Raw genomic sequence first — 15,398 nt, forward strand, 5'->3', positions numbered from 1 at the left:
GGAGCGGCTAATGAGGGGGAGGCGACCTGGGCTGGCCGGTACCCTGGGGGTGTTTCACGTGAAACAGGCCCCCAATCCGCGAAGACTGGATGAACGACGATGCATCGGTACAGGTCCCACACCTGCGGCGAGCTCCGCGCCTCTGACGTCGGCAGCGACGTCCGGCTGAGCGGCTGGCTGCACAATCGCCGAGACCTGGGTGGCATCCTCTTCATCGATCTGCGCGACCACTACGGCATCACGCAGCTCGTCGCCCGCCCCGGCACCCCCGCCTACGAGGCCCTCGACAAGGTCTCGAAGGAGTCGACCGTCCGCGTCGACGGCAAGGTCGTCTCGCGTGGCACGGAGAACGTGAACCCGGAGCTGCCGACCGGCGAGGTCGAGGTCGAGGTGAGCGAGGTCGAGCTGCTCGGCGCCGCCCAGCCGCTGCCCTTCACGATCAACGCCGAGGACGGTGTGAACGAGGAGCGCCGCCTGGAGTACCGCTTCCTCGACCTGCGCCGCGAGCGCATGCACCGCAACATCCTGCTGCGCACGGCCGTGATCTCCGCGATCCGTCACAAGATGACGACGCTGGGCTTCAACGAGATGGCCACCCCGATCCTCAGCGCCACCTCCCCCGAGGGCGCGCGCGACTTCGTGGTCCCCTCCCGGCTGAACCCCGGCAAGTTCTACGCGCTTCCGCAGGCCCCGCAGCAGTTCAAGCAGCTGCTGATGATCTCGGGCTTCGACCGCTACTTCCAGATCGCGCCCTGCTTCCGCGACGAGGACGCCCGCGCGGACCGTTCGCCCGGCGAGTTCTACCAGCTCGACGTCGAGATGTCCTTCGTCGAGCAGGAGGACGTGTTCCAGCCGATCGAGAAGCTCATGACGGAGCTGTTCGAGGAGTTCGGCGGTGACCGTCACGTCACCTCGCCCTTCCCGCGCATCCCGTTCCGCGAGTCGATGCTGAAGTACGGCTCCGACAAGCCGGACCTGCGGGCCCAGCTGGAGCTCACCGACATCACCGACATCTTCGAGGGCTCCGAGTTCAAGGCCTTCGCGGGCAAGCACGTGCGCGCCCTCGCGGTGCCGGACGTTGCCGGCCAGTCGCGGAAGTTCTTCGACGGCCTCGGTGACTACGCGGTCGAGCAGGGTGCGAAGGGCCTGGCCTGGGTGCGCGTGGGTGAGGACGGCTCGCTGACCGGCCCGATCGCCAAGTTCCTCACCGAGGAGAACGTCGCCGAGCTGACCAAGCGCCTCTCCCTGGCCGCCGGCCACGCGGTGTTCTTCGGCGCGGGCGAGTTCGACGAGGTCTCGAAGATCATGGGCGCGGTGCGGGTCGAGGCCGCGAAGCGCTCGGGCAACTTCGAGGAGAACGTCTTCCGCTTCTGCTGGATCGTCGACTTCCCGATGTACGAGAAGGACGAGGACACCGGGAAGATCGACTTCTCGCACAACCCGTTCTCCATGCCGCAGGGCGGTCTGGAGGCCCTGGAGACCCAGGACCCGCTGGACATCCTCGGCTGGCAGTACGACATCGTCTGCAACGGCGTCGAGCTGTCCTCCGGCGCGATCCGTAACCACGAGCCCGAGATCATGCTCAAGGCCTTCGAGATCGCGGGCTACGACCGGGAGACCGTCGAGGAGCAGTTCGCCGGCATGCTGCGCGCCTTCCGCTTCGGCGCCCCGCCGCACGGCGGGATCGCCCCGGGCGTCGACCGCATCGTCATGCTGCTCGCGGACGAGCCGAACATCCGCGAGACGATCGCGTTCCCGCTCAACGGCAACGCGCAGGACCTGATGATGGGCGCGCCCACGGAGCTGGACGAGACCCGTCTGCGCGAACTGCACCTCACGGTGCGCAAGCCGCAGCCGAAGTAGGCAGGCCCCGCGTCCCCGGAAGGCGACGCACACGGAAGTGGCTCGGAACCAGCGATGGTTCCGGGCCATTCTCGTGTGGCGTGGGAAACCACAGCCCGCACCCATGCTGCTGACAGGTCGGCTCCCTACCGTCCCGCGCATGACTGAGACCCAAGGACCAGCGCACCAAGGGAACATGACCCGGCGCAAGGTCGTCGTCGCGGGTGGAGTGGCCGTGGCGGCCGTGGGCGTGGGCGGCGCCGCCGCCGTGAACGCGTTCGCGGACGAGGCCACGGCCCGCACCACGACGGCCGCGTCCGGTGCGGAGACCTGTTACACGCTGACCTCGGAGACCACCGAGGGCCCCTACTACATCGACGCGGACAAGATCCGTCGGGACATCACCGAGGACCAGGAGGGCATCCCCCTGACCCTCGTGCTGAAGGTGATCGACGCCGAGACCTGCAAGCCGGTCAGGAACGCCGCGGTGGACATCTGGCACTGCTCGGCGCTGGGTCTGTACTCCGGCTACGAGGAGATGAGCAACGGCGGTGGCGGCGGCGGGCCGTCGGGCGGGCCCACGGGCGTCCCGTCCGGCAGCCCGACCGGTGAACCCCCGTCCGGGCCTCCCCCCGGTGGCGGTGGCGGGCATGCCGAGCCCACCGACGACAAGCGGTATCTGCGCGGCACCTGGAGGACCGACCGGCACGGCAACGTCACCTTCAGGACCGTCTTCCCCGGCTGGTACCAGGGCCGTTGCGTCCACATCCATGTGAAGGTCCATGTGGACGGCACCTGGACCGACGCGGGCTACGAGGGCGGCCACACCTGCCACACGGGCCAGCTCTTCTTCTCGGAGAAGTCGGTCCTGGCGTCGGCCGAGGTCTCCCCGTACTCCACGAGCACGACCACCCGCACGACGCTGGACGAGGACTCGATCTACCCGGGCAACGGGCACGAGGGCGGGCTTCTGTACCTGTCGTACGACAGGAGACACATCGCCCGGGGTGTCCACGCCCGCCTGACGATGGGCGTCACCCCGGACGAGACCCACGATTCCACCGAAACGGGCCCGAACCCGTCGGCCACGTCGTCCTGACCTCTCGGCACACGGACGCCTGGAACACCACGGGTTCCGGGCCTTTCGCCCCCTGACAGGCGAGGGCCCGGAACCCGTGGTGTGCGGCAGGGCCCCGGGAAGGGTGAGGTGCTCAGGTGTCGTACGTGCCGTTCCAGGGGGCGGAGAAGCCCAGGCCGTCCGGGTAGAGCTCGGCCCAGGCCTCGCCCTCGTCCACGCCCGTCACGAGGCCGAACCGGACGCCGTCGACGGTGAGCTGGAACGGCCGTATCGCGATGTCCGTGTACGAGCGCCGGGGCAGACTGCGCAGCAGCTTCGCCAGGTGGACGCGGGCGCGGGAGAGCACCGAGTACTCGCCCTGGGCGGCTCGCTGCTGTTCGGCCCAGGTGCCGGCGCACCAGACCTCCGAGTCGCGGTAGCGGCCCTCGGCGTCGAAGGTGTGGAGCACCACGTACAGACGTTTGCGCTCTTCCCAGCCGTCGTCGGGACGGAACCCTTCGGGGAAGGCGTACGTGATCGACGCCAGGAACTGACCATCCGCGTACCGGCCTATGGTCTCGGTGCGGTTCTTCGGTTCGTAGGCGATCGGAATGACCTCGGGGACTGCCATGGCGGAAACCATACGGGTGACGGAGGGCCTTGTGGCGCCGGGGTCCATTACGGATCGGCGGCATCGGACAGAGGGTGGCTTTCCCGGCTCTTCGCCGGGACTTCACCGGGCTCTCACCTGGTCTTCCGTGCTGTCCCGCCGGTCCCGGGCGCCGCGGCGGCGGCCTCGGCGGGCAGGGCCCCGGAGACGCGGAAAGGGGGCACGGGACGTGTCGTCCGTGCCCCCTTTCCGCAGCGAGCAGCCTCAGGAGATCGGCCGGTATCCGCTCCGGCCGGTGGCGATCCTCGCGCGAGCCGCATCAGGGCGGCCGCTGTTACTCGGGTGCGCCGCCGAAGCGCTCCTTGTACGACTCCAGGTCCTCGTCCGTGATCTTGGCGAAGAGGACCGGGGGAACGGTGAAGGGGGTTCCGGCGGGCAGGAAGGACAGGGCGCGGGCCTCGTCGGCGCTCACCCAGGTCGCCGTGTCGTCCGCGAGGGCGAAGGCCGAGCGCATCGCGCGGGCGGACGCCGGGATGAAGGGTTCCGAGACCACCGAGTACAGGTGGATCAGGTTCATCGCCGTACGGAGCGTCAGCGCGGCTCCCTCGGGGCTGGTCTTGATCTCCAGCCAGGGAGCCTTCTCCTCCAGGTAGGAGTTGCCCGCGGACCACAGGGCGCGCAGCGCGGCGGCTGCCTTGCGGTACTGGAGGGCCTCCATCTGGGTCTCGTACTCCGCGAGCAGACCCGCGATCTCGGCGCCCAGCTTCGTCTCGGCCTCGCCGGCCTCCGAACCCTCCGGGACCTCCTCGCCGAAGCGCTTCTTGGAGAAGGACAGGACGCGGTTGACGAAGTTGCCGAGGGTGTCGGCCAGGTCCTTGTTGACCGTGGCCGTGAAGTGCTCCCAGGTGAACGACGAGTCGTCCGACTCGGGGGCGTTGGCGATGAGGAAGTAGCGCCAGTAGTCGGCGGGCAGGATGTCCAGGGCGTGGTCCGTGAAGACCCCGCGCTTCTGGGACGTGGAGAACTTCCCGCCGTAGTACGTCAGCCAGTTGAAGGCCTTGACGTAGTCGACCTTCTTCCACGGCTCGCGCACGCCCAGCTCGGTGGCCGGGAACATGACGGTGTGGAAGGGCACGTTGTCCTTCGCCATGAACTGCGTGTAGCGGACGGGGTTCTCGCCGGAGTCCGCGTCGTACCACCAGGACTTCCAGTCACGGTTCTCCGTGTCCTGGTCGGACCACTCCTTCGTCGCGCCGATGTACTCGATCGGGGCGTCGAACCAGACGTAGAAGACCTTGCCCTCGGCCGCCAGCTCCGGCCAGGTGTCGGCCGGGACGGGGACGCCCCAGTCCAGGTCACGGGTGATCGCGCGGTCGTGCAGGCCCTCGGTCAGCCACTTGCGGGCGATGGAGGAGGCGAGCTGCGGCCACTCGGACTCGTGGCGGGCCACCCACTCCTCGACCTCGTGCTGGAGCTTCGACTGGAGGAGGAAGAGGTGCTTCGTCTCGCGGACCTCCAGGTCCGTCGAGCCGGAGATCGCCGAACGCGGGTCGATCAGGTCCGTGGGGTCGAGCACGCGCGTGCAGTTCTCGCACTGGTCGCCGCGGGCCTTGTCGTAACCGCAGTGCGGGCACGTGCCCTCGACGTAGCGGTCCGGCAGGAATCGGCCGTCGGCGGGCGAGTACACCTGACGGATCGCGCGCTCCTCGATGAAGCCGTTCTCGTTCAGGCGGCGCGCGAAGTGCTGGGTGATGTCGCGGTTCTCCGGGCTGGAGCTGCGGCCGAAGTAGTCGAAGGCCAGCTCGAAGCCGTCGTACACGGCCTTCTGCGCGTCGTGCGCCTGCGCGCAGAACTCGTCGACCGGCAGGCCGCGCTCCTTGGCCGCCAGCTCGGCGGGGGTGCCGTGCTCGTCCGTCGCGCAGATGTACAGGACGTCGTGGCCGCGCTGGCGGAGGTACCGGGAGTACACGTCCGCCGGGAGCATGGACCCCACCATGTTGCCCAGGTGCTTGATCCCGTTGATGTACGGAAGGGCGCTGGTGATGAGGTGTCGAGCCATTGCGGGCTGCTCCCAGGTCGCTGCGTGGGGCGACGATCGCGTCCGTTGTGCGGTCGGCGGGTCGTCGTCGGTGAACCTTGAAATCGTAGCCGACATGGGTGGGCCGCCCGCTTCCCGTTTTAAGGGGTGGGAAGCGGGCGGCCCGGGTGTTGGTGAGACGGGTGGTTACGGGCGCCAGTTCTCCAGCACGCCGTCGTAGACCTCGACGTCCGTCAGTTCGCGCGGGGCCGGGCCCGCGTGGAAGAAGGCCGTGTTCCCGGTCTTCAGCTTGCGCAGGTAGTCGAAGGCCTTGTTGTCGTGCTCGCCGAAGGCGACGAACGAGAAGAAGACGCCCGGGTGGTTCTTCGCCGCGTCCGTGAGGGACTGGGTAGCGGGGGTCTTGGCGTCCGGCGCGCCGTCCGTCTGGAAGATCACCAGGGCCGGGTCGGCGGAGCCCGACCGCTGGTGGTGGGTGACGACCTCCTCCACGGCGACGTGGTAGCTCGTACGGCCCATGCGGCCGAGGCCGGCGTGCAGGTCGTCGACCTTGTTCTCGTGCTCGGTGAGCGTGAGGGCGCCGGTGCCGTCCAGCTCGGTGGAGAAGAAGACGACGTGGACGGTCGCCTCCGGGTCCAGGTGGGCGGCGAGGGCGAGGGCCTGCTCGCCGAGGGCCTGGGCGGAGCCGTCCTTGTAGTAGGCGCGCATGGAGGACGAGCGGTCCAGAACGAGGTAGACCTTGGCGCGCTTGGCGGTGAGGTCGTGCTTCTGGAGTGCGGTACCCGCTTCCTGGTATGCCGTGACCAGGCCCGGAGCCTTGGACTTGACCTCGCTCAGCGCGACGGCGGAGTCCTCGGGGGCCTCGATTCCGGCCGCGGCGACCGGCTCGGCCTCGGTTTCGGCGATCGGCTCGGCCACCGCCGCGGCGATCGGCTCGGCCTTGGCCTCGGTGGCCGGTTCAGCCTCGGTGGCGGCGTTCGCCTCGGCTTCGCCTTCGGCGTTGTCGTTCCCGCCCGCACCACCCGTGCTGCTTTCGTCGTCGGCCGCGGGTGCCGCCTGTGGGGCCTCACCGCCGTCGGCGTCCGCGGGCTCGTCGGCCTGCGCGGTCACGGGCTCCTCGGCAACAGCCTCGGGCTCGCTCACGGCCTCGGCTTCCGCCTCGGCGGCGACCTCGGGCTCGGCGACCGGCTCCGCCTCGGCGACCGGAGTCGCGTCCACGGCGGGCTCGGGCTCGATGGCAGCCTCGGGCTCCGCCTCTTCCGCGGCCACGGGCTCGGCCTCGGGCTCGGCGACCGATTCGACCTCGGCCTCGGCGGCGGGCACGGCTTCCGGGGCGGCTTCCGCCTCGGCGACCGGCTCCTCAGCCTCCTCGGAGGCGGGCTCCTCGGCTACGGGCTCGGCCTCGGCCTCGGGCTCCGGGGCGGCTTCCGCCTCCGCGGCGGGCTCGGCCTCGGGCTCGGTTGCCGGCTCCGCGGCGGGCTCCTCGGCGGCGGGCTCGGCCTCGGGCTCGGTGGCCGGCTCCTCGGCGGCGGGCTCGGGCTCGACCTCGGCCTCGGGCTCGGTGGTCGGCTCGGTCGGGGGGGTGGGTTCGGTCTTCGGGGTGGGGGTGGTCTCCGGGGTGGAGGATCCCTCGGGGGTGGACGGCGTGTTCTGCTTCGGTACCGTCACGTTGTCGAAGGCGGCCGACACCAGCTCCTCGACGACGGAGGGCTCGGGCTCGGACGCGGGAGCCGGAATCCTCGGCTCGGCCTCCGGCGCGGCGGTGGAGGCCGGCTCGGCCTCGGGAGTAAGTGTCGGCTCCGCGGCGGGAGCCGGGACCGTCGCGGTCGACGTGGCCTCTCGCGAGGTCTCCGCGTCCGCGTCACGACCCTTGCGTGAGCGGCCGAACGCATTCCGCAGGAGAGTGAGAATGCCCATGTGCGCAACCCTTCGCGTGAGTTGATCCCGTCAATCCCTGGCCAGGACGGACACGTAAGGTTAGCGGCCACAGATGGTGATCTTCGGCAGGGGCTGCACACCGGACAACCGCCGAGTCAACCCCCTTACAGCGCCCACGGGTTCACTTTCCTACCACGGTGATTTGTCGGAATTCGGAGTTCCGTCCCGCGCGTGGATCGGGACGATGGCCGAATAGTGGGTGCCGACGCCGCCCGTGTCAATGCGGTGAGGTGATCGCCCTGGCCGCCGCGACCTCCTGCCGCACCGGTTCGAGGACGCTGTCCTCGGGTCCGGTGAGATCGGTGCGGACGGCGAAGAGCACGTCCGTCTCGCGCAGTCCCTCGGACAGCTCCCGCAGTTGCAGCGCGATGGTGGAGATCTCGGCGGCGGACGGTTCGGCCGCGCCCTGCCGGACACGGACCCGGGCGGCGGTCGTCGCGTCCACGATCCGCTCGACGGCGACGACGAGCGGCATCCAGGCCGCGGCGCGGCGCCCGTTCGGCGGCGGTTCGGTCAGCGCGCGCTGGAACTCCGTACGGATGGAGGAGAGGTCGCGGTACAGCCGGCGCCTGCTCCGGGCGCGGGCCGCCGGCTCGGCGGCGTCCCCGAAGGCCAGCTCGACATAGCCGGCGGTGTCGGCGACCGCGTCCGCCAGCCGGTCGCCGACCCGGGCGTGCCAGCTCTCCGGCCACAGGAGGTACCCGGCCACCAGGGCGATGGCGCAGCCGATGAGGGAGTCGACGAGCCGGGGGACGATGAGCCCGGTGCCCTGGTGGTTGAGGATGTCGGACAGCAGCAGGATCACCGGGGTGATGGCGGCGGTCTGATAACCGTAGCCGCGCGGGGTCAGGGCCGGGATGAGCGCGCCGAGCGCCATCAGCACGGGCACGTCCCACCAGCCGCGCGGCACCAGGGTCAGCACGGTCGCCGCGACCACGAGACCCGCGACCGTGCCGAGGGCGCGCAGCAGGGCCCGGGAGAAGACGGAACCGTAGTCGGGCTTCATGACGAAGGTGATGGTGAGCGCGACCCAGTAGGAGCGCGGCACCTCGACGGTGGAGATGAGCACCTGGCCGATGCCGATGCACAGGGCGAGGCGGGTGCCGTAGCGCCAGGAGGCCCCCGACAGCAGGACGTTGCGGGTGGTGCGGGCGGCACGGACACGCAGCGCGGCGGGCCGGCCGAGGCGGTCGTCGAGAGCGCGCGCGTCGGGGAACCGGTCGGTCACGACACCGGCGGCGTGCCGCAGGGCGTGGTCGACGGCGCGTCCTGTCTCGTCGGCCGGGGCGGGAAGCCGCAGTTCGAGGGGTCCGGCGCCACCGGACTCGACGGTGTCGGCGAGCAGGCGTACGGCGGCGGGGATCTCGGCGGGCAGTGGTTCGCCCCGCTGGTGGGCGGCGGGGGCGGCCTCGACGACCGGCGTGACGGCGTTGAGCTGGGCGAGCAGCCGGACGAGGTCGGGGCTGCGGCCGTGGTGGAAGGCCCGCCGGGCGAGGACGAGGTCGTACGACTCGTTCAGGGACCGGGTGACGACGATGCGGAGGCGCTCGTAGTCGTCGGTGCCTCCGGCGGCGAGCAGGTCCGCGACCGTGCGGTAGGTGCTCGCGACGGAGGACCGCTCCGGCACGCCCGAGCGCAGCGGCCAGGCGAGCAGGGTCAGCGCGAGGACGAGGAGGCCGCCGCCGGCCATCAGCAGCGGTGCGAGCCACCAGGCGCCGGGCAGCGGAAGTCCGGCGCCGATCACGCAGTTGAGGAGCAGCAGCAGTCCGGTGACGGAGGCGACGGCGCCGATCGACGAGATCATCCCGGAGACCAGGGCGATCAGGGTCACCGTCACGACGGCGGTCCAGCCGTACCCGAAGACCGCGGCGCCGATCGTGACGCCGATCGCGCCGAAGAGTTGCGGGACGGCGATGTTGAGGATCCGCATGCGGTACGCGTCCGCGGTGTCGCCGATGACTCCGGACAGCGCTCCCATGGAGGCCAGGGCGCCGTACGCGGGCTGTCCGCAGGCGAGGCCGATCGCGAGGGGGAGCGACAGGGCCGCGGCGGCGCGGGCGACGGCGGCCCGGTTGACGGGGACCCGCTGCGGTTGGAGGTTCCTGACCAGCCAGTCGGGAGGGGTGAGGCCGATGGGGAACTCGCGGGACATGCCCCAAGTATGGAGGTTTCCCCGGGACGGCCCCGGGTGCGGTCCCGCCGGGCCCCGGGTCAGGCGCCCACGTGCGTCGACTGCTCCGCGGGAATCGGGCGGGGTGTCTCGGCAGGCCGCCGCCGACGGGCGTAGACGCCGGTGAGGGCGGCGGTCAGAGCCACCGTCAGGCCCACGGCCAGCAGCAGCCAGCTGACGAACCGGAGGGTCTCGGTGAGAGCGTCGTACACCGCGCCCGCGGCCGTGCGGGACACGTCGGGCGGCAGGTCGTCGAGGGTGAGCCTGCGGCCGACGGTGATCGCGACACCGAGCAGCGCGGCGCCCAGAGCGGTGCCGAGGCCCGTCGCGAGGACCGCCCGGCGGCGGCGCACGGCGATGACGATGCCCGTCACCGCGAAGACGACCGACGCCGACGGGAGCCAGAATCCGGCGACTTCGAGCACGTGGAACCCCTTCCGGAGCCGGGCCAGGTCCTCAGCCTCGAGCACGGTGATCTCGGTGTGCGCGACCGGGATCCGGCCGGCCAACGGCATGTGGTCGTCGGCGAGCCGGCGCTTGACCCGCTCGGTGACGGGAGCGAGATCGACGGTCACGGCACCCTCGCGGTCCTCGCGCAGCGCCCGCATCACGGCGTCGTGCGCGGCCATGTTGGCGGCCTCCCACGCCGTGCGGTACGCGTCGGTCTCGGTGAACGAGCGCACGGCGTCCCGCACGAAGTGGTTCACCGGCCCCTGGAGTCTCGGCCGTACGTGGACCGCGCGCAGGATGTCCTCGGTGACACCGGCCGCGATGGCTTCCCGGACGTCGTCGTCGCCGGCGAGCGGCGCCATCGTGGCCTCGTACCGCTCGGAGTCGCCGAGGCCGTACGTCGCCCACGCCGACAGCGCGCCGAGCGGCGCGAGGAGGCAGGCGAGCGCGATCAGCACGGCCGACAGGGCGCTCCGGACACGAGGGGACACGTCCTCAGACAAGGCCTCCCGGACCCCGTACGCGACCGGGCGGACTGCAAATGGGCGCATATGACAAGCCGTACGGGGAGCCGCCGCACCCGACCGGCAGAGCCGGACCCCGCCCCCCCGTCGGCGGGCCGCCCGATTCCGGCGGCCCCGGTCCGTGTCCCGTCGGGATCGCCGTCCGGGTCCCGCCGGCCACCCCCGGCACCGCCGCTCACCCCCGTGCATCCCCATGGCCCCAAGGGCTTTGGCCGCTCGGGTGGAGCCCTCACCCGAACGGGTGTTTCCTGGATCTGGGGAAAAGGAGGCCGATATGCGCACCACCTCAACCCCGCGGACTCTTGCCGCGGCCCTGCTCAGCAGCGGTGTACTGACGGTCCTGGCCGCCGGTCCCTCCATGGCGGCGACCGGGTCGGCGCACACCGGCGACGGCTCCGGAAGCCCCGTCCGGGGCACCGTCATCTCCCGTGGAGAACTGAACGTGCGGCTTCAGCCCAGCACGAACTCGCCGGTCGTCGGCGCGCTCTCACCGGGCAGCCAGGACCGCGTCGAGTGCGCGGTGAACGGGCAGAGCGTGCTCGGCACCACCGTCTGGTACTGGCTCGTCGGCGCCCATGCCTGGGCCAGCGCCGCGTTCGTCTCCACCGACGGCCGGTCGGTGCCGAGTTGCTCCGACCCGTGCCCCGACCAGAAGGACGGGACCTGGCACAACGCGCACTGGGACGACAACCGCGACCCGGGCGACGACCCCGGCTGGAGCGTGACCGCCTCCGGCTCCTGGAGCTTCACCGTCTCCAGCGCGTGGAGCTGGACCGTGTCCGGCTCCTCCTCGAACTCCTGGGACTGGGTCCCAGGTGGCAGGTGAGCGGGTGAGTGAGGGAGACGCATGAGGCCCCGGCATCGCCGGGGCCTCATGTGCGGTGTGCGCCGTCGCGACGGCGCGCCAGACGTCAGGTCGCCTTTCCCGCCGCGTCCTCGTGGGTGTAATAGCGGTAGAAGGCCACCGCGTACACGCCCACCGCCACCGGCAGTGACATGAACACGGACCGCAGAACGGTCGCGTCGGTCTGGCTGTACAGGAAACCGAACGCGCAGCCCGCGAACACGGCCCACACCAGCGCGTGCGTCTCGCGCCGCATCAGCGGTGCCACGGTCCGGGCGCCCATGTAGGCCGCCGCGAACGCGATGGCGCACACGAAGCCGAACAGCACGTTCCAGCCCGTGATGGCACCGGCGTCCCGGTTGATGGCGGCGGCCCAGTAGCCGTAGACGAGTCCGCCGGCGACGGGCACGGCCCACTTCGCGATCGTGTGGGCCTGTGCCCCGAAGACGTCGGTCGATCCGGATGTACCTGGTGTCCCTGACACGGGTGCGGCTTGAGCCATGGAAGGACTCCTCTCTGCTCGCCCCCGCCTTCCAGGTCACACCTCGCCGCAGCCCCTGGCAAGTCGGGGCCCCGCGCCCCCACGGCACCCCCGTGGCGCCCCCACGACAGCCCTCCGCGCCGCTCCGCCGAAATGCGGTGATCATGGTCGCGTGCTTCGCTGAGGTTCATGAAGCTCGTACTCTTCGGTGCCACCGGCATGGTCGGCAGCCGCATCGCCACAGAGGCGTCGGCGCGCGGACACCAGGTCGTCGCGGTCAGCCGGTCCGGCCAGTCCCCGGTTCCCGGGGTCACCGCGGCGGCGGCCGACGCCGCGGACTCGGCGAAGGTCGCCGAGCTGGTGGCCGGCGCGGACGCGGTGGGGTCGGCATGCGTGCCGCCCCGGGACGGCTCGGATCCCCGCGAACCCTTCCTCGCCCTCAACCACTCCCTGGTGGAGGGCGTCCGTGAGGCCGGGGTGCACCGGCTCGTGATCGTCGGCGGGGCGGGCACCCTGGAGGTCGCCCCCGGGGAGGCCGCGTGCGACCAGCCGGACTTCCCCGAGGCCTACCGTCCCGAGGCTCTCGCCCACCGTGACGCCCTCACCTATCTGCGGACCGACGTCGACGATCTCGACTGGACCTACATCTCACCCGCCGCCGAGATCGGCCCCGGCGAGCGCACGGGCGAGTTCAGGATCGGCGGCGACCGCATGCTCACCGACGCGGGCGGCCAGAGCAGGATCAGCGCCGAGGACTACGCGATGGCCTTCGTCGACCAGCTGGAGATGCCCGTCCACCCGCACGGCCGTATGTCCGTCGCCTACTGAGACAACGCAACGGAGGGCGGTAGGGCGCGGTGGCCGACCGGAGATCCGTCCACGACCGGATACGGGACGCCCTGCGGCCGCGCGCCGGGATGCCGGACACCTTCCAGCGGTCGAGGCCGCTGCGGGTACAGGGGCGCAGCGTCGCCTGGCTGCCCCCGCTGCTGCTGCTCATCGGCATCGCGCTGCTCGACGGCAACACCTCCGGCCGGTTCCGGATCATCTCCTGGCTCGTGCTCGTGCCGGTCATCGCCGCGGCGATCTGCGGAGTGGTGGGCACCGTGGCGTTCGCCGCGCTGTCGCTGCTCGTCTACGGCGCCGTGGACACGTCGTGGCCGCACCAGTACCAGAACGGCCTGCCCGATTTCATCCTGGTCCTGGTCGGCAGCGGCCTCGCGGCCCTCGCCTGTTCCGTGCGGCTGCGCGCCGAACGGCGGATGCTGCACATGCGGGACGTCGCCGAGACGACCCGGCGTACCGTGCTGCGCCCGATGCCCCCGGGCTGGGGCGGCCTCGACCACGCGGCCGTCTACCTCACCGCCGACAGCGAGGCCCGGGTCGGCGGCGACTTCTACGACATCCAGCCCGGCCGGCACGGCACCCGCCTGCTGCTCGGAGACGTCCAGGGCAAGGGACTCGCGGCGGTCGAGGCGGCGGCCGCGCTGCTCAGCACCTTCCGCGAGGCGGGGTACCACGAGCCGTTGCTCGGCACGGTCGCCGGACGGCTGGAGGTCAGGATGCTGCGGCACAACCGCTACCGCGTGGCGCTCGGCCGCTCCGACAGCGACCGTTTCGCGACCGGTGTCCTGGTCGCCTTCCCCGAGGACGCCCCGGTGACCGTGGAGGTCGTCAACTTCGGCCACGAACCGCCGCTCGTGGTCACCTCCGACGGGGTGCGGAGCCTGCCGGCCGGGGACGGACTCCCGCTCGGCATGGGCGAACTGGCGCCCGCGCCGCCACCGGTGCTCCGGGTCCCGCTCGCTCCCGGCGAGACACTGCTCCTGGTCACCGACGGGGTGACCGAGGCCCGTGACACGGCGGGTGACTTCTTCCCGCTCCGTGACACCCTCACGAAGGCGCTGGCACGCGACCCGCGCATCGCCGACCCGCAGCGGCTCGTCCGGTTCGTGCGCGACGGCACCCTGGCCCACTGCGGCGGCAGGCTCGCCGACGACACGACGATCTTCGCCGTACGGCGTCGGGCGGGCGGCGGACGAGGGGCGTAGCCCGGTGGCGGACGGGGACTTCGGGGCTTTCGGCCAGGTGGGGCGTTCGTCCTGTTCCTCCCCTCTTTGCATGCGCAGCCGTTACGGTGCTGATGTGTCCGATCGATGGGGGAGGCAACCTGTGCCCGGAACCGTGCTGCTGCTCGCGGCCTCGCCGGTGGGCAGGGGGTGCCTGGTGGACGCGGCCTCCGTGCTCCCCGTGCTCGCGGCCGTCGCCCCGCCGGTGCTGTCGGGCACCGACACGGCCAACGTCGTCGAACTGGCCGACCCGCTGGAGCCGCAGGCCGTCCTGACCCGGCTGCGGGCGGCGGCGACCGCGCCCGGACCGCTGACCATGTTCGTGACGGGACAGCTCCAACTGGACCGCCGCCAGCGGCTTCCGCACCTCGCGCTGGCCCGCACCACCCCGGCGACGGTCCGCTACACGGCTTTTCCCTGGCACTGGGTCGCCGACGAACTCCGGCTGCGTCCACCGGGTTCGACGACCGTCTTCGTCGACCTGCACGCGGACGCGGACACCTGGGAGTTCCTCGCCCGACGCCCGCTCACGGCGGGCCCGGCGACCGAGCTGTACGGCCGCGTCGCCCCGCCGCCGTCCCGCCGGACGGTGGCGCAGCCGGCGTACATGAGAGCCGTCGCCACCCTGCTGCGCAGCGGTCACCGGCCTCCCCTCGCCCAGCTTCACGAGCAGGCTCTGACGAGGACCTCGGGTGAGGAGAACGCCCGGCGGGGAGAGGCGGACCTCGTGCTCGCGCCCGGGCCGGCGTGGGCCGGGCAACCCTGGCCTCCGGCACCGGAGTTCACGACGGTCACGGCTCCGCCGCACACGCCCGCGCCCCCGCCGGCCCCACCGTCCGTGCCGGGCCCACCGTCCGTGCCGTCCGTGCCGTCGGCGCGGTCCGTGCCGCTCGCGCCGTCCGTGGCGCTTCCCGGCCAGGCGGACCAGCGAGGCGGTCCGGCCTCCCCCGATCCCCACGACGAGATCACCGCGGCGGTCCGCGACGGGCGCCACGACGACGCCCTCGCGCTGGCGGCGCGGTGGGAGCGGCAGGCGCTGCGGACCCACGGGTTCGGGTCCGAGCCGGTGCTGCACTGGATGGAGGTACGGGCCGACCTGGCGATGTTCGCGGGGGACGCCGAGCGCAGCTGCCGTGGCTGGCTGGCCCTCGCGGCGAACCGGCTGGACGCGGGACAGGCGCCGGGTGCCCCGGAGGTGGAGTCGGCCGTGGACCGCGCGCACCACCAGTGGGGCCGCATCGACGATCCGGCGCGGGCCCGTGAACTCGGTCCGGAACTCGCCCGGTTGAGGCAACGGGTGCCCGGACGCCGGGAGGGCGCGCTGGACCATGTCCGGCGCCAGCTCCGTCAGTTGCAGACGCAGACCTGAGCGAACACG

General features: G+C 71.8%; 12 protein-coding genes. 6 read left to right on the top strand and 6 right to left on the bottom strand.

All coding sequences use genetic code 11. From position 1 onward, the window contains the following. The first annotated feature begins 99 nt into the window (after nt 1–99). On the top strand, nt 100–1,863 hold the full coding sequence (gene aspS / locus ACF07B_RS19005) for an aspartate--tRNA ligase (protein ID WP_369483548.1): 1,764 nt from the start codon (nt 100–102) through the stop codon (nt 1,861–1,863). Between the two features lie 139 nt (nt 1,864–2,002). Further along, on the top strand, nt 2,003–2,941 hold the full coding sequence (locus tag ACF07B_RS19010; RefSeq protein ID WP_369483549.1) for an intradiol ring-cleavage dioxygenase: 939 nt from the start codon (nt 2,003–2,005) through the stop codon (nt 2,939–2,941). Nucleotides 2,942–3,053: 112 nt separating this feature from the next. On the opposite strand, the gene ACF07B_RS19015 is transcribed toward ACF07B_RS19010, so the two are convergent. The 5 genes from ACF07B_RS19015 to ACF07B_RS19035 form a co-directional block, all read right to left on the bottom strand. After that, nucleotides 3,054–3,530, bottom strand: coding sequence for a hypothetical protein (locus ACF07B_RS19015; RefSeq protein ID WP_369483550.1), 477 nt, complete (start codon nt 3,528–3,530; stop codon nt 3,054–3,056). A gap of 313 nt (nt 3,531–3,843) precedes the next feature. After that, nucleotides 3,844–5,568, bottom strand: coding sequence for a methionine--tRNA ligase (metG, locus tag ACF07B_RS19020; protein WP_392179711.1), 1,725 nt, complete (start codon nt 5,566–5,568; stop codon nt 3,844–3,846). A 165-nt stretch (nt 5,569–5,733) separates the two neighbouring features. Further along, on the bottom strand, nt 5,734–7,461 hold the full coding sequence (locus ACF07B_RS19025; RefSeq protein ID WP_392179712.1) for a VWA domain-containing protein: 1,728 nt from the start codon (nt 7,459–7,461) through the stop codon (nt 5,734–5,736). Between the two features lie 238 nt (nt 7,462–7,699). Next, nucleotides 7,700–9,634: an FUSC family protein gene (locus ACF07B_RS19030; RefSeq protein ID WP_392179713.1), complete on the bottom strand. Its 1,935-nt coding sequence runs from the start codon at nt 9,632–9,634 to the stop codon at nt 7,700–7,702. 59 nt (nt 9,635–9,693) lie between these two features. Beyond that, nucleotides 9,694–10,593: a hypothetical protein gene (locus tag ACF07B_RS19035; RefSeq protein WP_369483553.1), complete on the bottom strand. Its 900-nt coding sequence runs from the start codon at nt 10,591–10,593 to the stop codon at nt 9,694–9,696. A 307-nt stretch (nt 10,594–10,900) separates the two neighbouring features. Between ACF07B_RS19035 and ACF07B_RS19040 the strand changes: the two genes are divergently transcribed. Then, entirely contained in the window at nt 10,901–11,452 is a 552-nt protein-coding gene (locus ACF07B_RS19040; RefSeq protein ID WP_392179714.1) for an SH3 domain-containing protein, read from the top strand. An 85-nt stretch (nt 11,453–11,537) separates the two neighbouring features. Here ACF07B_RS19040 and ACF07B_RS19045 read toward each other — a convergent pair whose 3' ends face one another. Continuing rightward, nucleotides 11,538–11,972, bottom strand: a complete 435-nt coding sequence (locus tag ACF07B_RS19045; RefSeq protein WP_392179715.1) for a hypothetical protein — start codon at nt 11,970–11,972, stop codon at nt 11,538–11,540. A 168-nt stretch (nt 11,973–12,140) separates the two neighbouring features. On the opposite strand from ACF07B_RS19045, the gene ACF07B_RS19050 reads away from it, so the two are divergent. From ACF07B_RS19050 to ACF07B_RS19060, 3 genes are all read left to right on the top strand, one after another. Next, the gene (locus ACF07B_RS19050; protein ID WP_362393569.1) at nt 12,141–12,779 is read left to right on the top strand and encodes an NAD(P)H-binding protein; all 639 of its coding nucleotides are present in this window, start codon (nt 12,141–12,143) and stop codon (nt 12,777–12,779) included. Nucleotides 12,780–12,868: 89 nt separating this feature from the next. After that, complete coding sequence (locus ACF07B_RS19055) at nt 12,869–14,002, top strand: PP2C family protein-serine/threonine phosphatase (RefSeq protein ID WP_392179884.1); 1,134 nt, start codon at nt 12,869–12,871, stop codon at nt 14,000–14,002. A 121-nt stretch (nt 14,003–14,123) separates the two neighbouring features. After that, complete coding sequence (locus ACF07B_RS19060) at nt 14,124–15,389, top strand: hypothetical protein (protein ID WP_392179716.1); 1,266 nt, start codon at nt 14,124–14,126, stop codon at nt 15,387–15,389. Nucleotides 15,390–15,398 lie beyond the last annotated feature (9 nt).

It is taken from the genome of Streptomyces sp. NPDC015532, from assembly GCF_043078065.1.
Classification (GTDB): domain Bacteria; phylum Actinomycetota; class Actinomycetes; order Streptomycetales; family Streptomycetaceae; genus Streptomyces.

What these genes read in the sequence shown, in the direction of transcription:
- ACF07B_RS19015 (WP_369483550.1), bottom strand. Translation starts at nt 3,530, where the DNA reads ATGGCAGTCCCCGAGGTCATTCCGATCGCCTACGAACCGAAGAACCGC.
- metG (WP_392179711.1), bottom strand. Translation starts at nt 5,568, where the DNA reads ATGGCTCGACACCTCATCACCAGCGCCCTTCCGTACATCAACGGGATC.
- ACF07B_RS19025 (WP_392179712.1), bottom strand. Translation starts at nt 7,461, where the DNA reads ATGGGCATTCTCACTCTCCTGCGGAATGCGTTCGGCCGCTCACGCAAG.
- ACF07B_RS19055 (WP_392179884.1), top strand. Translation starts at nt 12,869, where the DNA reads ATGCCGGACACCTTCCAGCGGTCGAGGCCGCTGCGGGTACAGGGGCGC.
- ACF07B_RS19010 (WP_369483549.1), top strand. Translation starts at nt 2,003, where the DNA reads ATGACTGAGACCCAAGGACCAGCGCACCAAGGGAACATGACCCGGCGC.
- ACF07B_RS19030 (WP_392179713.1), bottom strand. Translation starts at nt 9,634, where the DNA reads ATGTCCCGCGAGTTCCCCATCGGCCTCACCCCTCCCGACTGGCTGGTC.
- ACF07B_RS19045 (WP_392179715.1), bottom strand. Translation starts at nt 11,972, where the DNA reads ATGGCTCAAGCCGCACCCGTGTCAGGGACACCAGGTACATCCGGATCG.
- ACF07B_RS19050 (WP_362393569.1), top strand. Translation starts at nt 12,141, where the DNA reads ATGAAGCTCGTACTCTTCGGTGCCACCGGCATGGTCGGCAGCCGCATC.
- ACF07B_RS19040 (WP_392179714.1), top strand. Translation starts at nt 10,901, where the DNA reads ATGCGCACCACCTCAACCCCGCGGACTCTTGCCGCGGCCCTGCTCAGC.
- aspS (WP_369483548.1), top strand. Translation starts at nt 100, where the DNA reads ATGCATCGGTACAGGTCCCACACCTGCGGCGAGCTCCGCGCCTCTGAC.